A 23,448-nucleotide genomic window follows, 5' to 3' on the forward strand; every position below is an offset into this window, starting at 1 on the left:
ATTGTCAGACCTCTCGGTTGGTGGTTTTGATGACCCCCTGAGGGTCAGTCATCAAGGCTATCAGCCGACGGCACACCTCTTTGACACTCGTGTTCACCAGGGTGAGATCGAACTCCTTCTCGGCCGCCATCTCGACGTGCCCGGCCTCCAGCCGGCGGGCGATGACGTCCTCCGGCTCGGTGCCGCGGCCTCGGAGCCGCTTCTCCAGCTCCTCCCAGGTGGGCGGGGCCAGGAAGACCAGGAGGGCCTCCGGCATGCTCCGGCGTACCTGCCTGGCGCCTTCCAGGTCGATCTCGAGCAGCGTGGGCACGCCCGCGGCGAGCCGGTCGAGCACGGCCGCGCGCGGCGTGCCGTACCTGTTGCCCGCGAACTCCGCCCACTCGAGCAGCTCACCCGACTCCACGAGCCGGTCGAACTCCTCGCCGTCGACGAAGAAGTAGTGGATCCCGTGCACCTCGCCGGGCCGGGGTCTTCTGGTTGTCACCGAGACCGACAGCCACACCTCAGGGTGTGCCCGCCGAATCTCGGCGACGACCGTTGACTTACCGACGCCCGACGGTCCCGACAGGACCGTCAGGCGCCGCTCGCTCGAGGGGAGGAAGTCGCCGACCCTCGTTCCAGATCCAACTGCCTCATGGGCCCAAACACTGCCAGACCTGGACCGGTCGGTCACTTCCTACCCCCCATTGAACCTGCGCTTTCGTGTGGAACCGAGATTAGCTCTCGTTGCCACCGAACTCGCGCTCGAGGGAGGCCCTCTGGTTCGCACCGAGACCCCGCACGCGGCGGGACTCGGCAATGGCAAGTCGCTCCATGAGCTGCTTGGCGCGGACTTTGCCCACGCCTGGGAGCGATTCCAACAAGGCCGACACCTTCATCTTGCCGATGACGTCGTCGGTCTGCCCATCCTTGAGCACCTCAGCCAGAGAAACCGCGCCATGCTTGAGCCGGTTCTTGACCTCGGCACGCTCTTTACGGGCCTTGGCAGCCTTCTGCAGGGCTGCGGCGCGCTGCTCAGGGGTCAGGGGAGGAAGAGCCACGCCGGGTCACCTCGAATTTCTGTCGATGTACTCGGACGGGAAGGGAAACTAGCTGGTCATCGCCCCCTAAGCAACGTCAAACCCAGTTTCTCTCCTCACAAAATCCACTTCATCACTCTCTGTGTCTGGAAAACTACAGACTGCTGATCAAATCGCCTTCACTTCCCGCTTCTTCCTTACACACAGGAAGCGCGGCCGGGGTACGATGATGATCACCTACCCGTCAGGGAGAGGTGTCCGAAACGTGCGCGGGATCGGGTCCGAAACCCCGTCCGAGGTGGGCGTCCGCGCGCGCTGCGGGAGTGTTTTCACGATCGTGTACGGTCGGTGTGAGGCATCCCCGGGCACCGCCATCCCTCCGGAGAGGCGCTCACCGTGCGTACACGGCCACCCGCCGTGACGCGTGTCCACGGGGGCGGCCCGCCATGAAACGGGTGGCACCCGCTGAGCCAAAGTCGTCTCCGCTTGCCGTACGCGGGCCAGAGCCTCCTCGGCTCGCCGTACGGGGGGCCGAGTCGTCCGAACCGCCCTACGCGGGCCCGCGTCGCCGTGGGCTCGAGCCGTACCCGCCAGCCCTGCGGTGGCGCACAGGGCACCACCGCACGACGTCCGGCCAGCCCGGCACCCCTGCCCCAACGGTGACCCGAGCCACACGCGCCGGTCGGCCCGCCAGAGGGCGGCGCGTCTGGCCATAGGCGCACGACGTCCAGGCGGCCTTGCGCGGGGCTGAACGCGCACCACGGACGGGAGCGGCTCCCCGGCTTGCCCGGGGTCCGAGCCTCACACGACCGCGCGTGGGCAGTCCTCTCACGCCCTCGGACCGGCCCCACGGATACGCGCCCGCCCTCACCAACGGGCCCTCATCCTCACGGGCGGGCCTTCACGAACAGACCCTCACCCTCACGGGCGGGCCCTCACCTTCCGGGCGGCCCCTCACGAGCAGGCCCCCGCCCTCACAGACGCGCCCTCACCCTCCGGGCGAGCCCTCACGAACGGGTCCTCGCCCTCACGAACGCCCCTCATGTCCGGACCCCTATGGAGAAGGACCGTTCACGAGCGGCCCCATGGGCCCCTCAGGAGGGGATCGTGCGGCGCAAGGAGGACGCGATGGCGGCCGCCGTGGCGCCCGGGTCCGGGGAGGCGGTGATCGGGCGGCCGATGACCAGGAGGTCGGCGCCGTCCGCCAGCGCCTGCTCGGGCGTCGCGACCCGCGCCTGGTCCTGGGTGTCGGCCCCGACCGGACGTACGCCGGGTGTGATGAGCGTGATCCCCGGCCCCACCTCCGACCGTAGGTCTACGACCTCGTGCGGCGAGCACACCAGGGCGGTGGCCCCCGCCTCGACCGACAGGGCGGCCAGGCGGCGGACCGCGTCCGAGGCGGGGCCCGCGAGCCCGATGCGGCTCAGGTCGGCCTCCGACAGCGACGTGAGAACGGTGACCGCCGCGATCTGGGTGTCCGGAGCCGCCTCGACGGCCGCGCGGATCATCGCGGGGCCGCCCGCCGCGTGGACCGTGAGGATGGCCGGGCGCAGGCGGGAGACCGCCTTGGCCGCGCCGGCGACCGTGTTGGGGATGTCGTGCAGCTTCAGGTCCAGGAAGACCTGTACGCCGCTCGCGCCGCGGACCGAGGCGATCACGTCGGGGCCGTAGCGCAGATAGAGCTCCAGCCCGATCTTCACCGTGGTGACGTGCGGTGTCACCAGGGCGGCCCATCTGGCGGCGGTCTCCAGGTCGGGGGCGTCGAGGGCGACGGCAATGGGTGCGGGCGTCAAGGGGAGCTCTCCTCGGAGTCGACGAGCAGGTGCCGGGGGGCGCTCCCCGGCGGACGGTGGGCCAGGCCGACCGCGTCGGCCAGGCGCTGGAAGCCGCGTGCCCTCAGCAGGTCCTCAAGCTCTCGCTCGATGCGCAGGCACGCGTAGGGGTCATGGAACAGCGCCGTCCCCACTCCGACCGCGCAGGCGCCCGCCAGGATGAGCTGGAAGGCATCCCTGCCGGTCGTCACGCCGCCGACGCCGATCAACGGCACCCCGGGCAGGGCGGCGTGCACCTGCCACACGCACCGTACAGCTAGGGGCAGGATGGCCGGTCCCGACAGCCCGCCGGTCACGGCCGCGAGCGAGGGGCGCAGCGCCTCGGTGTCGATGGCCATGCCGAGCGGGTTGTTGATCATGGACAGCGCGTCGGCTCCGGCGTCGACGCAGGCTCGGGCGACCGACACGATGTCGGCCACGTCGGGGGCGAGCTTGGCGACCACCGGCACGTCGTACCGCATGATGGACCGCACCGACGCGATCACCTCGGCGGCGGCGCTGCCCTCGCGGGCGAAGACCCGGCCGCGGTCCTCGATGTTCGGGCAGGACAGGTTCACCTCCAGCGCCGTGACGCCGGGCGCGTCGGCCAGCCTGCGGGCCAGCGCCGAGTACTCGGCCATGGTGCCGCCGCCGATCGACACGATGGTCCTGATGCCGCGCTGGGCCAGCCAGGGCAGCTCGCGTTCGAGGAAGGCGTCGATGCCGGGGCCCTGGAGGCCGACGGCGTTGAGCATGCCTGAGGGGGTCTCGGCCATCCGGGGGGTGGGGCGGCCGGCGCGCGGGGCCATGGTGATCGAACTGGTGGTCAGGGCGCCCAGGCGGTGGAGGTCGAAGAACTGGGCCAGCTCGCGGCCCGAGGCGGCGCAGCCGGCGGCGGTGGTGATGGGGTTGGCCAGCTCGACGTGCGCCAGGAAGGTCCGCATATCTACCGACACGTCAGGTCACCGCCGCAGAGAGAACAGCCACCGGAGAGGAGTGACCGCGCCACCGCAAACGAGAGCGCCGTAAGGAGCGGAGGTCCTTCGGGGCGCGGGCGGCAGGGGTCAGCCCGCATGGCGAGCACCGCCCCCGGGCGCCCCCAGCGCGTCGAACGGGATCGTCCCCACGTCCTCGAACCGCACCCGCTCCCCCCGGAACACCGGCCCCTCGGCGCAGGCCCGCACCATCCGGGTCACCCCGTCGTCGCCGATGACCGGCAGCACGCACGTCATGCAGACCCCGATCCCGCAGGCCATCGCCTCTTCCACCGCCACCTGCACCGGGATGTCGAACTCCATCGCCACCGCCGTGACCGCCCGCAGCGTCTCCATGGGCGCGCACGCGTAGACCACGTCCGCCCGTGTGTCGGCGATCACCGCGGGCAGCGCGTCGGTCACCCTGCCGCGCAGCCCGAGCGAGCCGTCCTCGGTCGTGAGCGTGGTGGTCTGGGCCATCCGCCTGGCCCGCATGGCGCCGAACACCCGGTCCGCGCTGGCCCCGCCCAGGACGAAGTCGACCCGGCAGCCGCGTTCGATGAGCTGGTCGGCCACCGGGAACAGCACCGCCGAGCCGTACTCGGAACCGACCAGCACGCAGTGGACCGGGTCGCGGGGCAGCGGGAAGGGCCGGCCGAGCGGTCCGACGAGGTCGATCGTGTCACGCGCGCGGCGTTCGGCCAGCCACGCGGTGCCGGGCCCGCGCACGGTGAAGACGAGCTCCACCGTGCCGCCGTAGTCGGGCTTGACGTCGTGGATGGAGAAGGCCCGCCGCGTCACCATGGACGTGTGAGCCCCGCCCACGGCGACGGACACGAAGTGGCCGGGGCGGTAGCGCTCGGCGATGCCGGGCGCCACCACGGTGAGGGCATGGTAGGCGTCGACCCGGCGCGTCGTCAGCACCGTGCCCGTCACCTGCACCGGGGTGCCGGCCAGTCCTCTTCACCTCCCGCGGGAGCCTGCCGTCGATCGAGCCCTACGCCCCTGCCGCCCGCAGCGCCCGCGCGTGCTCCTGGAGGGACCGTACGCCGACATCACCCCGCACGATGGCCTGGATGCCCGCGGCCGCGGCGGCGAGCCCGGCGACCGTGGTGATGCACGGAATGCCGCGCAGCACGGCGGCGGTGCGGATGTCGTAGCCGTCGAGCCGCGGACCCGACTGGCCCGGACTGCCGAACGGCGTGTTGACGATCAGGTCGACCTCGCCGTCGAGGATGTACTGCACACTGGTGGGCTCACCTCCGGGTCCGGGCCCCTCGCTCTGCTTTCGCACGATCTTGGCATGGACACCGTTGCGGCGCAGCACCTCAGCGGTCCCCTCGGTGGCCAGGATCTCGAAACCGAGGTCGGCCAGCGCCCGCACCGGGAAGATCATCGCACGCTTGTCCCGGTTGGCCACGGACACGAACGCCCGCCCCTTGGTGGGCAGCTCGCCGTAGGCGGCCGCCTGCGACTTGGCGTAGGCGACGCCGAAGGACTCGTCGATGCCCATGACCTCGCCCGTGGAGCGCATCTCGGGGCCGAGCACGATGTCGACGCCGCGGAAGCGGTTGAACGGCAGCACCGCCTCCTTCACCGCGATCGACGCCTCCAGCGGCAGGGTGCCGCCGTCTCCGGTGGCGGGCAGCATGCCCTCCTCCCGCAGCGAGGCGATCGAGGAGCCCAGCATCACGCGGGCCGCCGCCTTCGCCAGCGGCACCGCCGTCGCCTTGGAGACGAACGGCACGGTACGGCTGGCGCGCGGGTTGGCCTCCAGGACGTACAGGACGCCGGCCGACATGGCGTACTGGACGTTCAGCAGCCCGCGGACCCCGACGCCGCGGGCGATGCCCTCGGTGGCGGCGCGGATGCGCTTGATGTCGTTGCTGCCGAGCGTGATCGGCGGCAGCGCGCACGCCGAGTCGCCGGAGTGGATCCCGGCCTCCTCGATGTGCTCCATGACGCCGCCCAGATAGAGCTCCTCGCCGTCGAACAGCGCGTCCACGTCGATCTCGATGGCCTCGTCGAGGAACTTGTCGACCAGCACCGGATGGCCGCCCTCCTGGGCCGCCATGTAGGTGCTCAGGGTCGCGTCGTCGTAGACGATGGCCATGCCGGCGCCGCCGAGCACGTACGAGGGCCGGACGAGCACGGGGTAGCCGATCTCCTCGGCCACGGCCAGCGCCTCGGCCACGGTCGTCGCGGTGCCGTGCTTGGGCGCGGGCAGCTGCGCCTCGGCGAGCACCCGGCCGAACGCGCCGCGCTCCTCCGCCAGGTGGATCGACTCGGGCGAGGTGCCGACCACGGGCACGCCCGCGTCCTTGAGCGACTGCGCCAGGCCCAGCGGCGTCTGCCCGCCGAGCTGCACGATCACGCCCGCGACCGGGCCGGTCTGCTGCTCGGCGTGGACGACCTCCAGGACGTCCTCCAGGGTGAGCGGCTCGAAGTAGAGCCGGTCGGAGGTGTCGTAGTCGGTCGAGACCGTCTCCGGGTTGCAGTTGACCATGACGGTCTCGAACCCGGCCCGCGACAGCTCGAAGGAGGCGTGCACGCAGGCGTAGTCGAACTCGATGCCCTGGCCGATGCGGTTCGGTCCGGAGCCGAGGATGATGACCTTCTCCCGCTCGCCGTACGGGACCTCGCTCTCCTCGTCGTAGGCCGAGTAGAGGTAGGGGGTCTTGGCGGCGAACTCGGCGGCGCAGGTGTCGACCGTGTTGTAGACGGGCCGCAGGCCCAGCGCGTGGCGCAGGTCGCGTACGCGCGCCTCGTCGATGCCGCGGATCTCGCCGAGCTGGGCGTCGCTGAAGCCGTGGCGCTTGGCCCGCTCCAGCACCTCGGCGGTCAGCTCGGTCGCCTCGCCGACGGCCCGCGCCTCCTCGTCGAGCAGGAACAACTGGTCGAGGAACCAGGGGTCGATGTTGGTGGCCTCGAAGAGCTCCTCGGCGGTGGCGCCGGCGCGGATGGCCTGCTGCATGGTGCGCAGCCGGCCGTCGTGCGGGACGCGCGACTCGTCGAGCAGCTCGGCCTTGGGCCGCGGGGAGCCGGTCCAGGAGAAGGAGGAGTCCTTCTTCTCCAGCGACCGCAGCGCCTTCTGCAGCGCCTCGGGGAAGGACCGGCCGATGGCCATCGCCTCGCCCACGGACTTCATGTGCGTGGTGAGGGTCTGGTCGGCGCCCTTGAACTTCTCGAAGGCGAACCGCGGCACCTTGACCACGATGTAGTCGAGCGTGGGCTCGAACGACGCCGGGGTCTCCTTGGTGATGTCGTTGGGGATCTCGTCGAGCGTGTAGCCGATGGCCAGCTTGGCGGCGATCTTCGCGATCGGGAAGCCGGTGGCCTTCGAGGCCAGGGCGCTCGATCGGGACACGCGCGGGTTCATCTCGATGACGATCATGCGGCCGGTCGCCGGGTTGACCGCGAACTGGATGTTGCAGCCGCCGGTATCGACGCCGACCTCGCGGATGACCGCGATCGCGACGTCACGCATGTTCTGGTATTCGCGGTCGGTCAGCGTGAGCGCGGGGGCGACGGTGACGCTGTCGCCGGTGTGGACGCCCATGGGGTCGATGTTCTCGATGGAGCAGACGATGACCACGTTGTCATGCTTGTCGCGCATGACCTCGAGCTCGTACTCCTTCCAGCCGATGATCGACTCCTCCAGGAGCACCTCGGTGGTCGGCGAGGCGTCCAGCCCGGCTCCGGCGATGCGCAGCAGGTCGGTCTCGTCGTAGGCGAACCCGGACCCGACGCCGCCCATCGTGAAGGACGGCCGCACGACCACCGGGTAGCCCAGCTCTGTCGCGGCGGCCAGGCACTCGTCCATCGTGTGGCAGACGACCGAGCTGGCCGACTCGGCGTTCAGGCCGTGCTCGCGGGCGACCTTGGCGACGATCCCCTTGAACAGCTCGCGGTTCTCGCCCGCCTGGATCGCGTCGAAGTCGGCGCCGATCAGCTCGACCTCGTAGCGCTCCAGCGCGCCCGACTCGTGCAGCGCGACCGCGGTGTTGAGCGCGGTCTGCCCGCCCAGCGTCGGCAGCAGCGCGTCGGGGCGCTCCTTGGCGATGATCTTCTCGACGTACTCGGGGGTGATCGGCTCGACGTAGGTGGCGTCGGCGAACTCGGGGTCCGTCATGATCGTCGCCGGGTTGCTGTTGACGAGGATCACGCGGAACCCCTCGTCGCGCAGCACGCGGCAAGCCTGGGTGCCGGAGTAGTCGAACTCGCACGCCTGTCCGATCACGATCGGCCCCGAGCCGATCACCAGGACGGACCTGATGTCATCACGCTTGGGCACGGCTCATGACCTCACAGAACTCGTCGAAAAGGTAGGCGGCGTCGTGGGGCCCGGCGGCGGCCTCCGGGTGGTACTGCACGCTGAAGGCGCGCCCGTCGAGCAGGCGCAGCCCTTCCACGCAGCGGTCGTTGAGGTTGACGTGGCTGACCTCGGCCCGGCCGTAGGGCGTGTCGAACGGCTCACCCAGCGGCGCCTCGACGGCGAAGCCGTGGTTGTGCGCGGAGATCTCCACTTTTCCGGTCCGTACGTCCTGGACCGGCTGGTTGACCCCGCGGTGCCCGTAACGCAGCTTGTACGTGGACAGCCCCAGGGCGCGGCCGAAGATCTGGTTGCCGAAGCAGATGCCGAAGAACGGCACCCGGGCCTCCAGCACCCGCCGCAGCGGCGTGACGTCGACGGTGGCCGGGTCGCCCGGCCCGTTGGACAGGAACACCCCGTCCGGCTCGACCGCCATGATCTGCTCGAACGTGGCGCCGGCCGGCAGCACGTGCACCTCGCAGCCGCGCTCGGCCATCCGGTGCGGCGTCATGCCCTTGATGCCCAGGTCGACAGCCGCGACCGTGAACCGCTTCTCGCCGATGGCGGGCACGACGTAGGGCTCGGTCGTGGCCACTTCGGCGGACAGGTCGGCGCCCTCCATGCGCGGCGCCTGTCGTACGCGCTCGACCAGGTCCTCGACCGGCTCCGCCGGAGCCGTGAAGATGCCGGCGCGCATGGCGCCGCGCTCGCGCAGGTGGCGGGTGAGCGCGCGGGTGCCGGGCATCGCGATGCCGACGACGCCCTGCTCCTTGAGGTAGTCGTCGAGCGAGCGGTTGGCCCGCCAGTTGGAGACCACGCGGGACGGCTCGCGTACGACGTAGCCGGCCACCCAGACGCGGCCCGACTCGGGGTCCTCGTCGTTGACGCCGGTGTTGCCGATGTGCGGGGCCGTCATCGCGACGATCTGCCGGTGGTAGGACGGGTCGGTGAGGGTCTCCTGGTAGCCGGTCATCCCGGTGTTGAAGACCATCTCGCCGAACGTCTCGCCCTCGGCGCCATAGGGGGTTCCGTGGAAGACGCGACCGTCTTCAAGAACGAGTAGCGCTGAAGTCACACCAGCTTCCCTTCAAGTACTGTCGGCTTGCCGCGCAGGAACGTCGCCACGACCCGGCCGGGCAGCGTCATCCCCTCGTACGGCGTGTTGCGGCTCTTCGACGCGAAGGCGGACGGATCCACCTCGGTGCGTACGGACGGGTCGTACAAGGTGAGGTTGGCCGGCACCCCCACCTCGATCGGCTGCCCGTGCCCCGACAGGCGGCCGATACGCGCGGGCACGATCGACATGCGATCGGCGACGCCCGCCCAGTCGAGCAGCCCGGTGTCCACCATGGCCTCCTGCACCACGCTGAGCGCGGTCTCCAGGCCGACCATGCCCATGGCCGCGGCCGACCACTCGGTCTCCTTGTCCTCGACCGGGTGGGGGGCGTGGTCGGTGGCGACGATGTCGATCGTGCCGTCGGCCAGCGCCGCGCGCAGGGCCTCGACGTCGGCGCGGGTGCGCAGCGGCGGGTTGACCTTGTAGATGGGGTTGTAGGCGCCGACCGGCGAGTCCTCGACGAGGTCGTCGGTGAGCAGCAGGTGGTGCGGGGTGACCTCGGCGGTGATGTTCCAGCCCTTGGACTTGGCCCAGCGCAGGATCTCCACCGAGCCGGCCGTGGAGACGTGGCAGACGTGCAGCCGGGAGCCGACGTGCGCGGCCAGCAGGCAGTCGCGGGCGATGATCGCCTCCTCGGCGACGGCCGGCCAGCCGGTCAGGCCGAGCCGGCCGGAGACGACGCCCTCGTTCATCTGCGCGCCGCCGGTCAGCCTGGGCTCCTGGGCGTGCTGGGCGATCACGCCGTCGAACGCCTTGACGTACTCCAGGGCGCGGCGCATCAGCACGGCGTCGTCGACGCACCTGCCGTCGTCGGAGAAGACGCGAACTCGGGCGGCGGAGTCGGCCATCGCGCCGAGCTCGGCCAGTTGCCGGCCCTCCAGGCCGACGGTGACCGCGCCGACCGGCTGGACGTCGCAGTGGGCGAACTCGCGGCCGAGCCGCCAGACCTGCTCGACCACTCCGGCGGTGTCGGCGACGGGCGAGGTGTTGGCCATGGCGTGCACGGCGGTGTAGCCGCCGCGGGCGGCCGACTGGGTGCCGGTCTGCACGGTCTCGGCGTCTTCGCGGCCGGGCTCGCGCAGGTGGGTGTGCAGGTCGACGAGGCCGGGCAGCACGATCGCGCCGCCGCCGTCGATCCCCGGCTCACCGGCGATCTCCGGCGCGATCTCGGCGATCACCCCGTCCTCGATCCGGATGTCGACGGGCTCTCCGCCGAGGATCCTGACGTTGCGAACGATCATGCGGTCTCTCCCCCGAGGAGCAGGTACAGGACGGCCATGCGGATGGTCACACCGTTGGCGACCTGCTCGACGATGGTCGAGCGCGGCGAGTCGGCCACTTCGGCGGCGATCTCCATGCCCCGGTTCATCGGGCCGGGGTGCATCACGATGGCCTCGTCGGGCATCTTGGCGAAGCGGTCCCGGTCGAGGCCGTAGCGGCGGGAGTATTCGCGCTCGCTCGGGAAGTAGGCGGCGTTCATCCGCTCCTTCTGCACCCGCAGCATCATCACCACGTCGGACTTGGGCAGCACCGCGTCGAGGTCGTAGGAGACCGCGCACGGCCAGGTGTCGACCGCGACCGGCAGCAGCGTGGGCGGCGCCACCAGGGTGACGTCGGCGCCGAGCGTGGCCAGGAGCAGCACGTTGGAGCGGGCGACCCTGCTGTGCAGCACGTCGCCGACGATCGTGACCGTGCGGCCGTCGAGGGCGCCCAGGCGGCGGCGCATCGAGAAGGCATCGAGCAGCGCCTGCGTGGGGTGCTCGTGGGTGCCGTCGCCGGCGTTGACGACGCTGCCGTGCACCCAGTTGGCCAGGCGGTGCGGCGCGCCGGAGGCGCCGTGGCGGATGACGACCGCGTCGGCGCCCATCGCCTCCAGCGTCAGCGCGGTGTCCTTCAGCGACTCACCCTTGGAGACGCTGGAGCCCTTGGCGGAGAAGTTGATCACGTCGGCCGACAGCCGCTTGGCCGCCGCCTCGAACGAGATGCGGGTCCGGGTGGAGTCCTCGAAGAACAGGTTGACCACCGTACGGCCGCGCAGCGTGGGCAGCTTCTTGATGGAACGTTCCGAGACCCTCGCCAGCTCCTCGGCCGTGTCGAGGATGAGCAGGGCGTCGTCCCTGCTGAGGTCGCCCGCGGAGATGAGGTGGCGGTTCACTTGGCGTCCTCCTTCATGAGGAGCACGGCGTCACGCCCGTCGGTCTCCTGCAGGTAGACCTTCACCTTCTCGCTCTTGGCGGTCGGTAGGTTCTTGCCGACGTAGTCGGCGCGGATGGGCAGCTCGCGGTGGCCGCGATCGACCAGCGTGGCCAGTTGTACGGCGGTCGGGCGGCCGAGGTCGTTGAGCGCGTCGAGCGCGGCGCGGACGGTGCGGCCGGAGTAGAGGACGTCGTCGACCAGGACGACGATCCTGCCGTCGATGCCGTCGGGCGGCAGCTCGGTGTGGCCGAGCGGCCTGGCGGGCTTGAGCCGGAGGTCGTCGCGGTACATCGTGATGTCGATCGAGCCGACGGGGATCTTGACGCCTTCGAAGCGCTCGATGCGGTCACCCAGCCGGCGGGCCAGGGTGGCGCCGCGGGTCGGGATGCCGAGGAGGACGACGCCGTCGGCGCCCTTGGTTCGTTCGAGGATCTCGTGCGCGATGCGGGTCAGCGCACGATGGATGTCCGGGCCCTCCAGGACGGCCCTTGAATGGGGCGTCTGGTCGGACGAGAAGTCGGACACGGCAGAGCTCACCACCTTTCCCGCCTCACGGGACGGGTCTTAAAAGGGTGTTGGTCGGGACACACAGTACCAGGGGCTACCAGCCAGAACTTGGGCGGGCCACTGCCCGTGGCGCCCCGCGATTCGGTAATTTCCCGCCCTTTTCCCGTGTTGGCACCGTCCGCGCGGGGCACGTCATCGGCATCGCGGGCGGTGCCGGCGCGTTGACGTCCGCCTGCTTCGAGGGGATACAGAGACAATGACCTTCCATGTCGACTCCGAGGTGGGCAAGCTCTACCAGGTGCTGCTGCACAAGCCTGACCTGGCGCTCAAGCGGCTCACCCCGACCAACAAGGACGCGTTCCTCTTCGACGACGTGCTGTGGGTGCAGCGCGCGATGGAGGAGCACGAGGAGTTCCAGCAGGTGCTGCGGGAGCGCGGCGTCAAGGTCCACATGCTCGCGGACCTGCTTCAAGAGACGATCGAGATCCCCGAGGCGCGCAAGCACATCCTCGACGGGATTCTCGACGAGCGCTTCATGGGCCCGCTGGCCGTCGACGACATCCGCAACACCCTCGACGCCATGGACTCCAAGACCCTGCAGCTCTACCTGACCGGCGGCATCACCAAGCGCGAGATGGTCGAGGCCGGCTGCGACCCGAAGTCGATGTCGTACCACGCGGCCGGCGACGACGACTTCATCCTGCCGCCCCTGCCGAACCACCTGTTCACCCGCGACACCTCCTGCTGGGTGTACGACGGCGTCTCGATCAACGCGATGAAGAAGAAAGCGCGGATGCGCGAGACGGTGAACATGGAGGCCGTCTACGAGTTCCACCCGACGTTCGCCGACGGGTTCGGCCGGCCGCAGAAGGACGGCTACCACGTGTGGCTGCCCGGCCAGTCGATCGCCCCGGCCACGCTGGAGGGCGGCGACGTGCTGGTCCTCGGGCGCGGCGTGGTGCTGATCGGGATGAGCGAGCGCACCCAGCCGCAGGCCATCGAGATGCTCGCGCAGCGGCTGTTCCAGGCCGGCTCCGCGCGGAAGATCATCGCCCTGAACGTGCCGAAGGCCCGCGCGTTCATGCACCTGGACACCGTGATGACGATGGTGGACGTGGGCGTGTTCACCAAGTACGCGGGGCTCGGCATGCTGGCCTCGTACACGATCGAGCCGGGTGACACCGACAAGGAGCTCAAGGTCACCGACCACCCGCCGGAGGACATGCACCGCGCCATCGCGCGGGCCCTGGAGCTGGACGACATCAAGGTCCTCACCCCCACGCAGGACGTCTCCGCCGCCGAGCGGGAGCAGTGGGACGACGGCTGCAACGCGCTCGCCGTCGAGCCGGGCGTGGTCATCGCCTACGAGCGCAACACCACGACCAACAACTTCCTGCGCGACAACGGCATCGAGGTCATCACGATCCGGGGCAGCGAGCTCGGCCGGGGCCGCGGCGGCCCGCGCTGCATGAGCTGCCCGCTTGAGCGAGACGGCATCTGACCGATGAGGGTCATCGTCGCTCTGGGAGGCAACGCGGTGCTGCGGCGCAGCCAGAAGGCCGACGCCGAGCCGCAGATCGCCAACGTCGCCAACGCGGCCAAGACGCTGGCCAAGCTCGCGGAGAAGCACGAGCTGATCATCACCCACGGAAACGGGCCGCAGGTGGGCCTGCTGGCGCTGGAGAGCGCCAACGACCCCCGCCTGACCAAGCCCTACCCGTTCGACACGCTCGGCGCCGAGACCCAGGGCATGATCGGCTACTGGATGCTGCAGGCCCTGCAGAACGCGCTGCCCGGCCGTCAGGTGCTGGCCATGGTGACCCAGACGCTCGTGTCGGCGGTCGATCCGGCCTTCGAGAACCCGACCAAGTTCGTCGGCCCCGTCTACGAACAGGACGAGGCCGCCAAGCTGGTCAAGGAGTACGGCTGGACGGTCGCGGCCGACGGCCGCTACTGGCGGCGCGTCGTCCCCTCCCCCACCCCGCAGCGCGTGGTGGAGACCCGGCTGATCAGCAAGATGGTCCGCGAGGGGGTCGTGGTGATCTGCGCGGGCGGCGGCGGCATCCCGGTCATCCGCGACGAGCACGGCCGCCTGTCCGGCGTCGAGGCGGTCATCGACAAGGACTCCACGGCGTCGATGCTGGCCGAGGCGCTCGAATGCGACGCGTTCCTCATCCTGACCGACGTGCCGCGCGTACTGAAGGACTTCGGCACCGCGCGGCAGAGCGAGATCGCGAACACCACCCCGCACGAACTACGCGCCCTCGACTTCCCAGCGGGCTCCATGGGGCCGAAAGTGGAAGCGGTCTGCCGTTTCGTGGAGACCACCGGCGACATGGCGGCCATCGGCGAACTCGGCCAGGCGGAGCAGATCCTGGACGGCTCCGCGGGCACGATCGTCACGCCGAACGCCCGCTGGCCGCTGACCAGCACGCTTTAGGGCTCAAGGAGGTCTCGAGTGGCACTCGCCCAACGGCTCTTCCGTACCAAGCCCACCGAACAGATCGTGGCCGAAGGCGGCCACGGCGAGGGCGGTGAGCTGCGCCGCACGATGACGCTGTGGCAGCTCACGCTGTTCAGCGTCGGCGCCACGCTCGGCACCGGCATCTTCGTCATCCTCGGCCAGGCCGTGCCGAAGGCGGGCCCCGCCGTCGTGCTGGCCTTCGTGCTGGCGGCGATCACCGCGCTGTTCTCCGCGCTGTCCTACGCGGAGCTGGCCGGCTCGATCCCGGTGTCCGGCTCGTCCTATTCCTACGCGTACGCGACGCTGGGCGAGCTCGTCGCCTGGATCTGCGGCTGGTGCCTCATGCTCGAGTACGCGGTGTCGGTCGCGGCGGTGTCCGTCGGCTGGGGCGAATATCTCAACTCGTTCCTGCACGGCCTGTTCGGCTGGTCGCTGCCCGATGCGATCACCCGCTCCCCCGGCCAGGACGGCGGCGTGGTCAACGTCACCGCGATCCTCATCGTGCTGCTGGCCACCTGGCTGCTGCTGCGCGGGGCCTCGGAGAGCGCCACGGCCAACGCCGTGTTCGTGCTCATCAAGATCGCCGTGCTGATCTTCTTCTGCGTGGTGGCCTTCAGCGCATTCAGGGCCGGGCACTTCTCGCCGTTCGCGCCCATGGGGGTCGCGGGCATCACGGCCGCCGCCTCGCAGGTGTTCTTCTCCTACATCGGCTTCGACGCGGCCTCCACCGCCGGCGAGGAGGCCAAGAACCCCAAGCGCGACCTGCCGCTGGCCATCATCCTGTCCCTGGCCATCGTCACGATCGTCTACGTCCTGGTGGCGGTGGCCGCGATCGGCGCCATGCCGTGGACCGACTTCGACCCCGAGCGCACCGAAGCCAGCCTCTCCTACATCGTGAACCTCGCCACCGGTGCCACCTGGCCGGGCCTGATCGTGTCCTTCGGCGCGGTCGTGGCGATCGCCAGCGTCGTCCTGACCGTCATCTACGGCCAGACCCGCATCCTGTTCGCGATGTCCCGCGACGGGCTCATCCCGCACATCTTCCAGAAGGTGAACCCGCGCCACCAGGTTCCGGTCGCCAACACCCTCATCGTGGCGGCGTTCATCTCGGTGCTGGCCGGGCTGGTGCCGCTGGGCCAGCTCGCCGAGGCCACGAGCATCGGGACGCTGTTCGCGTTCGCCATCGTCAACATCGGCGTGCTCGTACTCCGCTACCGCAGCCCCGACCTGCCGCGCAGCTTCCGCACGCCGTTCTTCCCCGCCACCCCGATCCTCGGCACGATCTTCTGCGTCATCGTGATGGCCGGTCTCGCCGGCGTCACCTGGCTCGCGTTCGGCCTCTGGATGCTGGTGGGCCTGATCTGTTACTTCCTGTACGGCTTTAGCCACTCGCGGTTGAACACCGAGGTGCCCAGATGAAGCTCGAAAGCGTACTGGTCGGTTTCATCCCCGAGCCGAGGGGGCGTGACGCACTGGCACTGGCCGTACTCCTCGCCAGGCAGGCCAAGGCGCGCCTGCTGGTGGCGACCGTGCAGCCGCCCGTGTGGACCACGCCGGGGCCCGCCCGTGCCGACCTGAGCGAGTGGCGCATGTACCTGAAGGAGCAGGCGGACGCCACACTCGAGCAGGCGCGGTCGCTCACCGGCGACGAGGCCGACTACGTCGTCCACACCCACAAGGGCAGCGGGCGCGGGCTGGTGGAGCTGGCCCGCCGGCGCGCGGCCGACGTCGTCGTGATCGGCTCCGCGCCGCGTGGCGGCAAAGGCCGCATCTCGGTCGGCAGCACCGCCGACCAGTTGCTGCACTCCTCGTCGGTGCCGGTCCTGCTGGCCCCGCGCGGCTACGCGGACGCGCCGACCTCGGCCTTCGAGCGGATCACCGTCGCCTACCGCCGGGGTCCCTGCGCCGACGCCGCCGTCAGGGACGCCGCCAAGGCGGCGGTCACCCTGGACGTGCCGCTGCGGCTGATCACGCTGGTGATCCGCGGCGTACGCCGCGCCAAGGTCGAGGAGGACATGCTGACACGGCTCCGCGACCAGGTGGCGGCCGACCTCACAGAGGCGGCCAGCGGGCAGCGGCCGCACATCCGGGCGGAGTTCGAGATCCTGGAGGGCCGCGACGTGGCACAGGCCATGGGGCAGACGTCATGGCTGCCGGGCGAACTGCTCATCTGCGCCTCCAGCAACGCGGGGCCGTTGCGGCGGGTGTTCCTGGGGGACACGTCGCTCAAGATCGTACGCGCTGCCACGTGCCCGGTCATGATCCTAACGCGCCAAGCCTGACCCCGGCACCACGCGCTTCGCCGCCCGTCGCCGCCCGTCGCGCCCGTCGCCTGTCGCCTGTCGCCTGTCGCCTGTCGCCCCGACGTCTGTCGGGCCCATCGGGTCTGTCCGACGTCCACCGTCGCGTGCCCGCCCGGCCGGGACGGCGCCTTTCCCACCCTGCCGCGCCCTCTTGGTCGCTCGCCGCCGACCCTCCTCTGCCCCCTCTCACCGCCCCTCACCTCGGCCTCTACGCGATCACTGACACGGGTTTCGAGGAGATTTCACCATGTATGTCACTGGGGCAAACAGTGACGAAGTATTGTTGCCAGTGGGACAAGAGGGGCGATTAAGTCGTTCCATCCCGGATCGGATTCGGCATCTTTTTTCCAATCAGCTTGACCTTAGGCGTCCACCCCTTTACCGTCACTGTGCGTAACCACACTGCGCGGCGTTATGGGGTAAACCCAGAGCCATGGCTACCGATGGTGCCGAGCCAGGCACCACACCCCCCGGTGGCCGGGGCATTCGCCGCAAGGGAGCACAATCTACTGAGAGCGCTACATACGAGAGCCGGGGGGCCACACGATGCCGTCTGAGTACGCAAAGTCGCTGGGTGCACGACTCCGCGCCATCCGCACCCAGCAGGGGCTTTCCCTGCATGGAGTCGAAGAGAAGTCGCGTGGCAGGTGGAAAGCCGTTGTCGTAGGTTCGTACGAGCGTGGCGACCGCGCTGTAACGGTTCAGAAGCTTGCCGAGCTTGCCGACTTCTACGGGGTGCCCGTCTCCGAGCTGCTGCCCGGCGGTGCCGCGCCCAGCCCGCTCGGCCCGACACCCAAGCTTGTGATCGACCTGGAACGCCTTGCGACGCTGCCGAAGGAGAAGGCCGGGGCACTCGCCCGTTACGCGGCCACCATCCAGAGCCAGCGTGGTGACTACAACGGGAAGGTCCTGTCGATCCGCCAGGAAGACCTGCGCTCCCTGGCCGTGATCTACGACAAGTCGCCTAGCGAACTGACGGAGGAGCTCATCAGCTGGGGCGTCCTCGACGCAGAGGCCCGCCGAGCCGTCGAGTCCTTCTGACCACTCCTGTTTTTCGGGGCGCGCCATGTGATCGGCGCGCCCCGCTTTCATGCCCTCTTTCGCATGAGCGACCTCTTGTACGGCGGCGCGAGAACCCCCACTTCACCCGGCAAGCCCGCGACCTCGCTGTGTAGGGGCCTCCAGCCTGCCTCCTCTGCGCTGCTGCGGAACCGACGTCAGCTCGGAACGGTTGCGGAAACGGGCATCAGCCGGATCCCCCCGCCCTCCCGGTGATGGCGTAGCAATGAGCTGCGGCGGGTGTCGTCCGCCATGCGCAGGGAAGACACCGCCGGCCCGTCGGTTGCTTGCGGTCGGCCATACAACCGATCGGCGGAGACAACACCGCACGAGCCCGCCGCACGGGCCCGCCGCATATCCCCGCCGCGCAGCCGCCTCACGCAGACACCCCGTGCAGACACCCCGCACAAGCCCGGCCACGCACACCCCCGGCGGCCCACCCTCGCGTCCTCGCGTCCTCGCAGCCCCGCAGCCCCGCAGCCCCGCAGCCCCGCAGTCCCGCAGGCTCGCGTCCCCGCAGCCTCGCGTGCCCGCGTCCCTGTCTCCACGTCAAGCCACGCCGCGCGCATCCACCCGCAGGTCCAATCGCGGGCCTCTCCCCCTTCACGGATCTGCCAACGCGCACATCCGCCCTCGCAAGGCCAGCCGCGCAAGTTCACCGCGTAGACGCAGCCACGTAGGTCCACCCGCGGCGCACGCCCAGTCGTCGCCCAACCGTGTCCACCCAGATCGGGAGAGGGAAGCGATCTCGCTAGCGATATCGAACTCCAGTTCGTATAATGGACCAATGCATCTCGACACGAAAGGCCTACCAGGATTGTGGCGACCGCCCATCGTCGAACATGCCGCGTCGATGTTCCCGACCACCGGCAGCGGTGAGGCGCGATACCTGCTGGCGTGGGGCGATGCGGAAGGAGAACGGTGGGGCTTCCTGCTCTGGCCCCCGCAGACGGTGAACACCGATGACGGCAGCGAGCACATGGGCCAAGCCCACTGGGTGCGCTGGCAAGACATCCGCCCAGTAGCCGGCGAGGACTACAGCACCGTACCGCTGTGCGATCCGATGTGAACGACCTCCCGCCGCGCCACCGAGGACACGCAGGCAGACCCGCCGGGACATCGCGTGTTGATCAAGTTGGGATTCGCACGCACGCGAGTCGAGACATGTAAGTCGGATCTGGACGAGCAGGACAAGCAGATCAGCGCGGCGACGAAGGCGGGACACGGGCTCGCTTTCGCCGCCGCGTGGCCGTATCTAGCATGTCGGGGCCGGCACGGTCACAGCGTCCAGGACATTCGACCTGGCCCGCGTCGGCACGTCCTGCACCCTCGAGGCCGCCCCGCTCCCCCTCTACCAGACTGATGTGGTCACCCATCTGCGGGACGTTCGGCCTCACCTGCCCTGGCGCTATCCGCGCACATGCGCTGGCGTCATCCGCGCATACTTGGGGCGTTCCGCTGCAAGGGGTTGCCGTGGTCATCGGCTCTCGGCCTCGCTGCGTACGTCGATCGCATGCGGGCTGAGGCGCTCAGTCCCGATTTGTGGCTTAGCGGTCACTCACGTTTGGAATCGGCACGCCCGCGTCGGCGCGTTCGCGCATGCTTGAGGCGTCTCGCTTGCCTCCTACCGGTTTGGCGTGGTCACCAACGTTCGGGACGTTGACGCTGGCGTGCGTCGGTGTGTTCGCGCACGCTTGGAACGTCTCGCTCCGCCTTTGCCGGTTTGGCGTGGTCGTACGTGGTCGGGGTGTTTGGTGGTCCCTCGCCTGCATCGGCGTGTTCGCTCGTGTTGGGGTTGTCCGGCTGCCCACTCGCCGCTGATGTCGGCGGCGCGAGCGGTGTGGTCAGCCGGCCAGGGGGACCTCGACCGGGAGTTGGGGTTGAGCGGGGACGCCCAGGATGTCCTGTACTACGGCGACAAAGGTGTCCGCCTCGGCCAGGAGTTCGTCCGCGTCGGCTGCGCTGACGCCACGGACCATGCCGGCCTCGGCGGCGGCGCGCTTGGCGGCGCTCACCGAGAAGTAGGCGGCCCACTCCGCGAGCCTGGGCTCCGCCTCTGGGAGCAGCTCCCACGCGCTGCGCAGGCGGCGCCTGCGGCCTTCCATGGGGCGGGGACGGGCGGCCAGGATCGCCGCCGCCGCTCGCAGAGCTGCCAGATGTGCTGCCACATATCGGGATGCCGGGGTGCGAGCGGTCGCCGCCTCCGCCAGGCAGGAACGTGAATCCGTCAGGTGTGCCCGAACCGCGGGCGACAGCCGGGGCCCCTGCGTATCGCCGAGCCGTTGTGCCATCTTGCGCGCCTCCTTGGAGTCATGGCGGCTCCCGGCGTCTCCGCCGGTGGAGTTAACGTTCGCAGACTCCACCGACAATTCCGCCGGGCTGGCTGGACGAGGAGCTTCCCCACTCCCCGTCCAGCCAGGACGCGCCCACTCGTCTCCGCCGACGACGAGGACACGCCCTTCGCCCTGGAGCCTGATCGCGGGTCTCGCTTGGGGGAAGCGAACGGCCCGCGACCAGGTCCTACGACGTGAGCCGCGAGCCTCACGCCACTAGGTCGAACATAATTTCGATCACGCTCGGTGTCAACCTGTTCTACGAACACAGATTCGATCAACATGGCGGGCGAAAGAGCATACGCCCTTCGACGTGCGGATCCGCCCTGGGAGGGGTCTCCGCCCTGGGCGGGGGCCGTGTTGGGTGGGGCCGCGTTGGGTGGGGGCCGCATTGGGGTTGGGACCGTGGTGGGTGGGGGCCGCATTGGGCGAGGGACGGTGGTGGGTGGGGGACCGCATTGCGAGGCGGCCGTGCGGGGTGGGGGCCGCCCTGAGAGGGTGCCGTCTCGAGAGGAGGACCGCGTTGGGCGAGGGACCGCGCTGAAAGCCGGGGGCCGCGTTGAGCGAGAGGCCGCGTTGGGGAGCTGGGGGGCCAGGTGTCGGCTCCGTGAAGCATGCAGGTGAGCAGAGGCAGAGCGAGTGGTCGAAGGCGCCAGGTCCGGCGCAGGGACATCGCGGGGTCGCGAGCCTGCGGCAGGGCACCGTGGCTAGATTGCCGCTGCCCACGAGTGACCGGCATGGAGGACCGCGGTGACCGTTGACGCTACGACGGCCGACCTGAGCGCCCGTGGAGCGTGGCCGCTCAGCGTAGGGCTGAAGGCCGTGAAACAGACGGACTCGGGGCGCACGGCCGAGGGGCCGTAGGGGCCGAGGGCGTGGGGGCCGAGGGCGTGGGGGCCGAGGGCGTGGGGCTCTGGAGCTATGGATCGAGGGGCTCTGGCTTGGGGGGCTCAGGGTGTGTGTCGTGGTGCCAGAGGTCGTGGGCGTGGGGTGAGGTGCAGGAGCCGCGGCGACGGCGGTGTGTCCCGGTCTGGCCAGATCGTCAGACAATGCGGTCTAGCCAGAACGTAAGACAAACGAGGACCCGCCGTCGGCGCGGGGATAACCGGCAAATCGCGATAAAGCATGAAAAACGTACTGAATGGTGTCTCAGACCACCGAGATGGCCCCGGACGGGCACAGTGTCACGGCGCGGCGGACGGCGTCTTCCAGTTCGGCAGGTGGGGTGGAGTCAAGGACCACCACCGTCCCCTCGTCCTCGCTCTGGTCGAATATCGCCGGCACCGTCAGCGCGCACATGCCCGCACCGATGCACACCGTCGTGTCTGCCTTGATCTCCATCATTGACCTACCAGGTGACAGGGAGGCGGTGCACTCCATAGATGCTCATGTCCGAGCGCATCGGCACCTCCTCCGGTGATACAGCCAAGCGTAGGCCGGGGAAGCGCCGCAGGAGCGCGGGGTAGCCGATGCGCATCTCGGCCCGGGCCAGTTGCTGGCCGAGGCACTGGTGGATGCCGTGGCCGAACGTGAGGTGGCCGGTGGCGGGCCTGGTGAGGTCGAGGTGCTCGCCGTCCGGGAAGCGGGACGGGTCGCGGTTGATCACCGGCAGGTGGAGCATGACCGATTCGCCGGCCTTGATGACCTGGCCCTCGATCTCGACGTCGGTCAGTGCGCTCCGGATCGGCCCGAGGTGGATGATCGTGAGGTAGCGCAGCAGTTCCTCGACGCCGTTCTCGACCGCGGACGGGTCGTCGCGCATGACGGCGAGCTGGGCGGGGTTGGTGAGCAGCGCGTAGGTGCCGAGGCCGAGCATGTTGGCGGTGGTCTCGTGTCCGGCCACCAGCAGCAGGAACGCGACGCCGGTGAGCTCCTCGTCGTTCAGCTCGCCGCTCTCGACGAGGCCGCTGAGCAGGTCGTCCGTCGGCTTGGCGCGCTTGCGCTGGATCAGCCCGTAGAGGTACGCGGAGATCCGGGTCATCGCGCCGACGGCGTCCTCGGCCTTGACCTCCAGGTTGACGAGCACCTTGGTGTCTTCCTGGAACTGCGCCCGATCCTCGTACGGCACGCCGAGCAGCTCGCAGATCACCAGCGACGGTATGGGCAGCGCGAACTCCTGCACCAGGTCCACCGGCTTGCCCGCGGCCTCCATGGCGTCGAGGCAGGCCTCGGCGATCTGCGCGATCCTCGGCTCCAGCTCCTTCATCCGGCGCACGGTGAACTGGCCGGTGAGGAGCTTGCGGTAGCGGGTGTGCTCGGGCGCGTCCATCCGCAGGAAGAACCCGGGCGGAACGCGGAAGCCCCCCTCCTGAGCGAGCGCCATCCGGGCCGGGATCGGCGGGTGCATGCGCTCGGGGCGGTTGCTGAAGCGCGCGTCGGCGAGCACGGCGCGCGCGGCGGAGTAGCCGGTCACGAGCCAGCCGAGGTGCCCGTCGGCGTAGGTCATGCGGTGGATCGCCGCTTTTGGCCGTAGCTCGGCGATTTCGTCGGGCGGATCGAAGGGGCGTTGGCGGGTGGTGGTGAGGGTCAGATCAGACATGCTGCGGTTCCTTTCTCATCGTCAACCTCCCCAGAAAACCTCATCCGTTGCAAAATTTCAATGGGTGCAACAAATGGAGATTGACGGTACAGTTCGCGACATGGTGGGACTGCGGGAGCGTAAGAAACAGCGCACGCGCCGGGCGCTGATCGAGGCGGCGCTCCGGCTGTTCGACGAGAAGGGCTTCGAGGAGACCACGCTGGCCGAGATCGCGGCCGCGGCCGAGGTGTCGACGCGGACGTTCTTCAGCTACTTCGCCAGCAAGGAGGACGTGCTGTTCTTCGACGGCGAGTCGCGCATGGCGATGGCCACGGAGCTGATCTCGTCCAGGATGCCCGGCGAGCACCTGGCGGACCTGCTGTTGCGGCTCGTACGCGCGAGCATGGGCTGGACCTCCGGCGACGACGGCTTCTCGGTGGAGGAGGTGCCCCTGCGGATGCGGCTGGTGATGACCGTCCCCTCGCTGCAGGCGCGGGCGCTGCACCTGCTGTTCGACAGCCAGCTCCGGCTGGCGCTGGCGCTGGAGGACGCCTTCCCCGACGAGCTCGACCACGTGGACGCGGCGGCGGCCGTGGGCGCGCTGATCGGCGCCACCAAGCTCGCGGTCATCTCCAGCATCAACCGGGGCGGATCACTGGAGCAGGCGGAGGAGGCGGCCATGCGCGCCGCCCAGCTCACCCTGCGCGGCCTGTCCTCCATCGGGTAATGAACCACGATCGAGCGCGCTCACCGAAGGCGTGCCCGGAGCGTCTTGAATTCCATACCCTGGATCGACGTGCCCTTCGAATCAATTCTTAACGAAGTTAATTAGTGT

At 69.7% G+C, this 23,448-nt stretch carries 20 protein-coding genes; 7 read left to right on the forward strand and 13 right to left on the reverse strand.

Features of this window, described 5'->3' with window-relative positions:
- Positions 1-4: 4 nt before the first annotated feature.
- The 10 genes from gmk to pyrR all read right to left on the reverse strand — a co-directional run bounded on the left by gmk (position 5) and on the right by pyrR (position 11,966).
- On the reverse strand, positions 5-577 hold the full coding sequence (gmk, locus tag KLK06_RS23435; protein ID WP_250905957.1) for a guanylate kinase: 573 nt from the start codon (positions 575-577) through the stop codon (positions 5-7).
- Between the two features lie 139 nt (positions 578-716).
- Positions 717-1,040: an integration host factor, actinobacterial type gene (gene mihF, locus KLK06_RS23440; RefSeq protein WP_214637712.1), complete on the reverse strand. Its 324-nt coding sequence runs from the start codon at positions 1,038-1,040 to the stop codon at positions 717-719.
- A gap of 1,073 nt (positions 1,041-2,113) precedes the next feature.
- Positions 2,114-2,812 (reverse strand): orotidine-5'-phosphate decarboxylase, encoded by a 699-nt coding sequence (pyrF, locus tag KLK06_RS23445; protein WP_214637713.1) that lies wholly within the window; start codon positions 2,810-2,812, stop codon positions 2,114-2,116.
- The gene (locus KLK06_RS23450; protein WP_308168405.1) at positions 2,809-3,786 is read right to left on the reverse strand and encodes a dihydroorotate dehydrogenase; all 978 of its coding nucleotides are present in this window, start codon (positions 3,784-3,786) and stop codon (positions 2,809-2,811) included. Before KLK06_RS23450 ends, pyrF begins: the two co-directional genes overlap by 4 nt.
- Before the next feature lie 108 nt (positions 3,787-3,894).
- Positions 3,895-4,761: a dihydroorotate dehydrogenase electron transfer subunit gene (locus KLK06_RS23455; RefSeq protein WP_246652320.1), complete on the reverse strand. Its 867-nt coding sequence runs from the start codon at positions 4,759-4,761 to the stop codon at positions 3,895-3,897.
- A gap of 40 nt (positions 4,762-4,801) precedes the next feature.
- On the reverse strand, positions 4,802-8,098 hold the full coding sequence (carB, locus tag KLK06_RS23460) for a carbamoyl-phosphate synthase large subunit (protein ID WP_214637715.1): 3,297 nt from the start codon (positions 8,096-8,098) through the stop codon (positions 4,802-4,804).
- The gene (carA, locus tag KLK06_RS23465; protein WP_214637716.1) at positions 8,085-9,191 is read right to left on the reverse strand and encodes a glutamine-hydrolyzing carbamoyl-phosphate synthase small subunit; all 1,107 of its coding nucleotides are present in this window, start codon (positions 9,189-9,191) and stop codon (positions 8,085-8,087) included. Before carA ends, carB begins: the two co-directional genes overlap by 14 nt.
- Positions 9,188-10,474: a dihydroorotase gene (locus KLK06_RS23470; protein WP_214637717.1), complete on the reverse strand. Its 1,287-nt coding sequence runs from the start codon at positions 10,472-10,474 to the stop codon at positions 9,188-9,190. The genes carA and KLK06_RS23470 overlap by 4 nt, the downstream gene beginning before the upstream one ends.
- Positions 10,471-11,388, reverse strand: coding sequence for an aspartate carbamoyltransferase catalytic subunit (locus KLK06_RS23475; RefSeq protein WP_214637718.1), 918 nt, complete (start codon positions 11,386-11,388; stop codon positions 10,471-10,473). The genes KLK06_RS23470 and KLK06_RS23475 overlap by 4 nt, the downstream gene beginning before the upstream one ends.
- Positions 11,385-11,966, reverse strand: coding sequence for a bifunctional pyr operon transcriptional regulator/uracil phosphoribosyltransferase PyrR (gene pyrR, locus KLK06_RS23480; RefSeq protein WP_308168406.1), 582 nt, complete (start codon positions 11,964-11,966; stop codon positions 11,385-11,387). The genes KLK06_RS23475 and pyrR overlap by 4 nt, the downstream gene beginning before the upstream one ends.
- A gap of 226 nt (positions 11,967-12,192) precedes the next feature.
- On the opposite strand from pyrR, the gene KLK06_RS23485 reads away from it, so the two are divergent.
- The 6 genes from KLK06_RS23485 (at position 12,193) to KLK06_RS23510 (ending at position 18,831) form a co-directional block, all read left to right on the forward strand.
- A complete protein-coding gene (locus KLK06_RS23485) occupies positions 12,193-13,437 on the forward strand; it encodes an arginine deiminase (protein WP_214637719.1) in 1,245 nt (414 codons plus the stop codon).
- A 3-nt stretch (positions 13,438-13,440) separates the two neighbouring features.
- The gene (gene arcC / locus KLK06_RS23490) at positions 13,441-14,376 is read left to right on the forward strand and encodes a carbamate kinase (RefSeq protein WP_214637720.1); all 936 of its coding nucleotides are present in this window, start codon (positions 13,441-13,443) and stop codon (positions 14,374-14,376) included.
- Between the two features lie 18 nt (positions 14,377-14,394).
- A complete protein-coding gene (locus KLK06_RS23495) occupies positions 14,395-15,819 on the forward strand; it encodes an amino acid permease (protein ID WP_214637721.1) in 1,425 nt (474 codons plus the stop codon).
- Positions 15,816-16,682 carry a universal stress protein gene (locus tag KLK06_RS23500; protein WP_214637722.1) on the forward strand — a complete coding sequence of 289 codons (867 nt, stop codon included), beginning with the start codon at positions 15,816-15,818 and terminating at the stop codon, positions 16,680-16,682. Before KLK06_RS23495 ends, KLK06_RS23500 begins: the two co-directional genes overlap by 4 nt.
- 567 nt (positions 16,683-17,249) lie before the next feature.
- A complete protein-coding gene (locus KLK06_RS23505) occupies positions 17,250-17,744 on the forward strand; it encodes a transcriptional regulator (RefSeq protein WP_026214021.1) in 495 nt (164 codons plus the stop codon).
- Positions 17,745-18,549: 805 nt separating this feature from the next.
- Positions 18,550-18,831 carry a hypothetical protein gene (locus KLK06_RS23510; RefSeq protein ID WP_214637723.1) on the forward strand — a complete coding sequence of 94 codons (282 nt, stop codon included), beginning with the start codon at positions 18,550-18,552 and terminating at the stop codon, positions 18,829-18,831.
- A gap of 775 nt (positions 18,832-19,606) precedes the next feature.
- On the opposite strand, the gene KLK06_RS23515 is transcribed toward KLK06_RS23510, so the two are convergent.
- The 3 genes from KLK06_RS23515 to KLK06_RS23525 all read right to left on the reverse strand — a co-directional run bounded on the left by KLK06_RS23515 (position 19,607) and on the right by KLK06_RS23525 (position 22,634).
- Positions 19,607-20,053 carry an SAV_6107 family HEPN domain-containing protein gene (locus KLK06_RS23515; protein WP_214637724.1) on the reverse strand — a complete coding sequence of 149 codons (447 nt, stop codon included), beginning with the start codon at positions 20,051-20,053 and terminating at the stop codon, positions 19,607-19,609.
- Positions 20,054-21,244: 1,191 nt separating this feature from the next.
- Positions 21,245-21,439, reverse strand: coding sequence for a ferredoxin (locus KLK06_RS23520; RefSeq protein WP_372454968.1), 195 nt, complete (start codon positions 21,437-21,439; stop codon positions 21,245-21,247).
- 4 nt (positions 21,440-21,443) lie between these two features.
- Complete coding sequence (locus tag KLK06_RS23525) at positions 21,444-22,634, reverse strand: cytochrome P450 (protein ID WP_214637725.1); 1,191 nt, start codon at positions 22,632-22,634, stop codon at positions 21,444-21,446.
- Positions 22,635-22,734: 100 nt separating this feature from the next.
- Between KLK06_RS23525 and KLK06_RS23530 the strand changes: the two genes are divergently transcribed.
- Positions 22,735-23,340: a TetR/AcrR family transcriptional regulator gene (locus tag KLK06_RS23530; RefSeq protein ID WP_250905882.1), complete on the forward strand. Its 606-nt coding sequence runs from the start codon at positions 22,735-22,737 to the stop codon at positions 23,338-23,340.
- Positions 23,341-23,448 lie beyond the last annotated feature (108 nt).

Source organism: Nonomuraea sp. NEAU-A123, assembly GCF_018603905.1.
Taxonomy (GTDB): Bacteria; Actinomycetota; Actinomycetes; order Streptosporangiales; family Streptosporangiaceae; genus Nonomuraea.